This window comes from Arthrobacter cavernae (genome assembly GCF_017368795.1).
Lineage (GTDB): Bacteria > Actinomycetota > Actinomycetes > Actinomycetales > Micrococcaceae > Arthrobacter > Arthrobacter cavernae.
This window is the reverse complement of sequence record NZ_JAFNLL010000118.1, coordinates 1-988: the sequence shown is the minus strand read 5'-3', so window position 1 is coordinate 988 and position 988 is coordinate 1. Positions and strand designations below refer to the sequence as shown.

Sequence of the window (988 nt, the reverse complement as noted above, 5' to 3'; positions counted from 1 at the left end):
CGGCGGGTAGGCCACCGGCGGGTACGGGTTCGCCGGCGGGTAGGCCACCGGCGGGTCGGCCGGCGGGTACGCCGCCGGCGGGTCGTTCACCGGCGGGTTGGCCGGCGGGGACGCCACCGGCGGGTAGTTCTACGCCGGGTCGGCCGGCGGGGACGCCACCGGCGGGTAGTTCTACGCCGGGTCGGCCGGCGGGGACGCCACCGGCGGGTAGTTCTACGCCGGGTCGGCCGGCGGGGACGCCACCGGCGGGTAGTTCTACGCCGGGTCGGCCGGCGGGGACGCCACCGGCGGGTAGTTCTACGCCGGGTCGGCCGGCGGGGACGCCACCGGCGGGTAGTTCTACGCCGGGTCGGCCGGCGGGTCCGCCGGGGCATGGGCAGGGGCCGTGTTGATGGCCTTGGAGGCGCCCAGCACGGCCCCCGAGGTGGCGCCCAGGGGTACCGGAACCGAAATCAGCGCCGGGTTCGCCGGCGGGTAGGCCACCGGCTGGTACGGGTCCACCGGCGGGTAGTTCACCGGCGGGTCGGCCGGCGGGTACGCCACCGGCGGGTAGTTCACCGGCGGGTTGGCCGGCGGGTACGCCGGGGCATGGGCAGGGGCCTTGTTGATGGCCTTTGAGTCGCCCAGCACGGCCACCGAGGTGGCGCCCAGGGTTACCGGAACCGAAATCAGAGCCGGGTTCGCCGGCGGGTAGGCCACCGGCGGGTACGGGTTCGCCGGCGGGTGCATCACCGGCGGGTCCGCCGGCGGGTAGACGACCGGAGGGTCGGCCGGCGGGTACACCACCGGCGGGTCGGCCGGCGGGTACGCCGGGGCATGGGCAGGGGCCTGGTTGATGGCCTTTGAGTCGCCCAGCACGGCCACCGAGGTGGCGCCCAGGGTCACCGGAACCGAAACCAGAGCCGGTTTCGGTGCGGGGTAGGACGGAGCTGGCTCATAGGCTGCCGGGGCAGGGGCCTTGTTGATGGCCTTTGAGTCGCCCAGCACG

At 75.6% G+C, this 988-nt stretch carries 1 pseudogene; it reads right to left on the bottom strand.

Annotation, left to right across the window (positions count from 1 at the left end):
• Positions 1–339: 339 nt before the first annotated feature.
• Positions 340–988: pseudogene (locus J1902_RS19065) on the bottom strand (hypothetical protein); the annotation flags it as partial.